This is a genomic window from Bradyrhizobium sp. (genome assembly GCF_049512235.1).
Lineage (GTDB): Bacteria > Pseudomonadota > Alphaproteobacteria > Rhizobiales > Xanthobacteraceae > Bradyrhizobium.
Window position 1 is genome coordinate 1 of the sequence record NZ_JBEKXH010000588.1, and the last position, 3,609, is coordinate 3,609.

Sequence of the window (3,609 nt, forward strand, 5' to 3'; positions counted from 1 at the left end):
TCCGAGGCCACAGTCCGGGCGCTCGCCGACGAATGCACCCAACCGGAGACCGGCCGGGCAAAACCATGAACGTCCGACGCAAGCGGCGCATCATATTGCGCATGATAGGTCGCATGGTCACCGACGATATTGACAACCGGCGTTCCGGCGCGACGAGCGTTGTGGAGATTGGCGAGCCCATTCGCGAGCCCTGGCCCCAAGTGCAGCAGAGTGGCAGCTGGCTTCTCCGCCATGCGGCCGTAACCATCGGCCATCCCGGTGACCGCGCCTTCGAAAAGACCGAGCACGACCCGCATGCCCTCGACCCTGTCGAGCGCCGCCACGAAATGCATTTCCGATGTGCCGGGATTGCCGAAACAGACCTCCACGCCCGATCCGACAAGCGTCCGTAAAAGGCTTTCTGCGCCGTTCATGTCGATTCCTCGTCGCTGCTGGTGAGCGGGTTACCGCCGGTTCGTCGGCGCGTTTGCGTCAGACAAAAGCACTCAGTCCGGTAATGGACTTGCCGACGATCAGCGTGTTCATCTCTCTGGTCCCTTCATAGGAGTAGATCGCTTCGGCGTCGGCCACGAAGCGTCCGATGTGATTTTCGAGCAGGATGCCATTGCCGCCGAGCAGCTCACGCGCATAGCCGACGGTCTCGCGGCATTTGACGGTGCAGAACGCCTTCGCCAGCGATGCGTGCTCATCCCGCATCACGCCTTCGTCCTGTAGCTGGGCGAGACGCAGCATCATCGCCTGGGTCGACGTGACATTGCCGAGCATACGCACCAGCAGATCCTGCACGAGCTGAAATCCGCCGATTGGCCTTCCGAACTGTTGCCGCTCGGTCGCATAGCGCAGCGCATGCTCGTATGCGCCCATCTGGCAGCCCACGGCGAACCAGGCCACCCCGGTGCGCGTCATCCTCAGGACCTTAGCCGTGTCCTTGAACGTGTTGGCGTTCTGCAGACGATCCGTCTCCGGCACCCGGCAGTCGCTCAGGGTGATAAGCCCGTTCTGTACGACCCTTAGCGCCATCTTGGTCTTGATCTTCTCGACCGAGAAGCCGGGATTGTCCTTGCCGACGACAAATCCCTTGACCTGATTCGAGCCCTCCTCACGCGCCCAGATCACGTTGATGTCGGCGAAAGTGGCATTGCCGATCCATTTCTTCTGGCCGTTGAGGATCCAGTTGTCACCCTCGCGGCGGCAGGTCGTCATCATCCCGCCTGATGCCGCCGACCCCACCAGCGGCTCCGTCAGACCGAACGAGCCGATCTTCTCGAAGCGCATCATGGACGGCAGCCAGCGCTGCTTCTGCTCCTCGTCACCACACAAATAAATCGAGCCGGCCGACAGCCCCGTATGGACGCCCCAGAACGTCGCAACTGATGCATCGACCCGGGCCAGCTCCATCGCGACAAAGCCGTTCAACAGCCAGCTGCCACCGGCCGCGCCATAGCCGTGGTAGCCAATACCCCCGATGCCGACCTCGGCCATCTTCGGAATCATCGCGAAGGGAAATTCGTCGCGGCCCCAGTAATCCTCTATCACCGGCGCGACCACGTCCTCCGTAAAGCCGCGAACGCGCCCGAGCAGCGCTCGCTCCTTGTCGTTCAACACGCTGGCAATCCTGTAGAAATCGCCATCAATGGGCGGCGGCGCGTAGTCCGACTTTCCAGCTTGTGTCTCCTGCGGGTTCGCCATGGATTCCTCCCTCAGATCAATGAGGTTTAGCTACCGATGCTCTCTCAGGTCTGTTGGTCTCCGCCTGTTGGCGTCAGAAAGAGACGCCTTGTCCCGTTGACGAGTCGCGATAGCAGGCCCGCTTCCGGTTCGACATGCTTGGTCTCGCCAGCCAGAAAAGCCTCGATCAAAGCCGCGGTTCCTGCCGGCCGCGTGACCATGAACAGATGCCCGTCGTCGATCATGCGCAGCTCCGCGTTCGGGATCAGGCGCGCCAGGATCTGGCCGTTGATTGGAGAAACCAGTGGATCGTCGCTGCCCATCAGGACAAGCGTCGGCTGTGGCAGCGACCACAGCCACGGCAGACTCGTCCATCCCGCCAAGGCGAGCAGCTGGTAGAGGTAACCGAGGCTCCGCGCGCCATGCATCGCACCCGCGTGCGAGGCAATCGCGGATGGATCCTTGCGGAAGGCGCCGCCATAGATATCCGGCGCGACCTTGCTCATGTAATCCTTGTCGATGTAACGCCGCGGCGTCGCCATCTTCCACAGCACGGAAAGGCTTGCCGGCACCATGATGGCCCCCGGCGCCGTCGCGGCGAGCACCAGCCGCCGACACAGCTTCGGATATTGGTGCGCGAATTGCTGCGCGATGCCCCCTCCCCAGGATACGCCGGCGACGTCGATCTCCGCGTAGCCCAGTTCCGCAACCACACCGGCGGCAAGCCGCGCGAGCGTCGACGGGCGGTACGGCAGCAGCGGGCTCGGCGAGCCGCCGACGCCGGGCACGTCGAAGATGATCGCCGTCGTATGGCTCAGCGCCTCAAGGAGCGGCCGCGCCAATTCCCAATTCGCGCCGATGCCGTTGAATAGCAGCAATGGTGGCACGCTGGTCCCGCCATGCTTGATGGCGACCTGAAGCGACTGTCCGCCAATCGAGATTTGCCGGACCTCGATCGCTCCCGACATCGCTGCCGTCGGGCCCGGCTCGGGCTTTCGGCTCGATCGGCCTCCATTGGCTGGATTGTCAGTCAAAGACGTAGGTCCCCGGCGCCGGCGCAATGACGGAGTGGCGCTCGCTGCCAAGCGAGGTGGGCGCACTCACCTCTTCGCCCGACCGCGCGTGCAGCCAATCGCGCCAATCGAGCCACCAGCTTCCCTTTCGCTTCTCGGACGTTGTCAAAAATTCGTCCGGCCCGGCTGGACTGACGGTCCCGATCATGAATGACGCCTTCGGATTGCTCGGCGGATTGATAAGGCTCTGGAGGTGGCCACTGTTCGACAGCACAAAGGTCGCACCGTCGCCCATGATCTGCGCTGTTTTGTACACACCTCTCCATGGCGTGATGTGGTCGGTCACGCCAGCAATGACGTAGCTGTCAACCTTGATCCTGCTCATGTCGACGGCGTTGTCGTGCAGCGTGAGCTTCCCGGGATTGACGAACGGATTCGTAAAATAGAGATCAAGGTAGTCGCTGTGCAGCCGGGCCGGAAGTCGGGTGGTGTCGGCGTTCCAAAACAGGATGTCGAAAGCCGGCGGCTGATTGCCGAGCAGGTAGTTATTGACCCAGTAGTTCCAGATCAGATCGTTCGGCCGCATCCAGGCAAACATCCGCGCCAGATCGTGGCCTTCCAAAATGCCGCGCAGGCGCGATGCCTCCTTGGCCGCGCGCATGGTCTCCGGCGTCATCAGACAGCCGAAAGCGCTCTCCTCCGCCGTGTTCGGGTCAAGCAGGCAGACCGCCAACACCATGTTCCTTATTTTGCCTTCCGCCGCGCTCCCGAGCGTCGCAAAATAAGCGGCAGACGTGATGCCGCCCGAACAGGATCCCATCATGGAGATATCGTCGCTGCCGGTCACATCGCGCGCGGCGTCGACGGCTTCGTCGAGCGCGGCGACGTAGCTCTCGAGTCCCCAGTGACGATGGTCCGCCGTTGGATT

4 protein-coding genes are annotated in these 3,609 nt (G+C 62.6%); all 4 read right to left on the minus strand.

The features are described 5' to 3' along the window. The coding region (locus ABSG20_RS32245; RefSeq protein ID WP_423868495.1) for a thiamine pyrophosphate-binding protein at window positions 1–413 on the minus strand (413 nt) is incomplete at its 3' end. Between the two features lie 58 nt (window positions 414–471). Beyond that, a complete protein-coding gene (locus ABSG20_RS32250; protein WP_423868496.1) occupies window positions 472–1,689 on the minus strand; it encodes an acyl-CoA dehydrogenase family protein in 1,218 nt (405 codons plus the stop codon). 44 nt (window positions 1,690–1,733) lie between these two features. Further along, window positions 1,734–2,702 carry a poly(3-hydroxyalkanoate) depolymerase gene (gene phaZ, locus ABSG20_RS32255; RefSeq protein WP_423868497.1) on the minus strand — a complete coding sequence of 323 codons (969 nt, stop codon included), beginning with the start codon at window positions 2,700–2,702 and terminating at the stop codon, window positions 1,734–1,736. After that, on the minus strand, window positions 2,695–3,609 hold a 915-nt coding region (locus ABSG20_RS32260), incomplete at its 5' end, for an alpha/beta fold hydrolase (RefSeq protein ID WP_423868498.1). The genes ABSG20_RS32260 and phaZ, both read right to left, overlap by 8 nt.

Excerpts from the sequence above, each read along its gene's own strand:
- ABSG20_RS32250 (WP_423868496.1), bottom strand. The coding sequence starts at position 1,689 with ATGGCGAACCCGCAGGAGACACAAGCTGGAAAGTCGGACTACGCGCCG.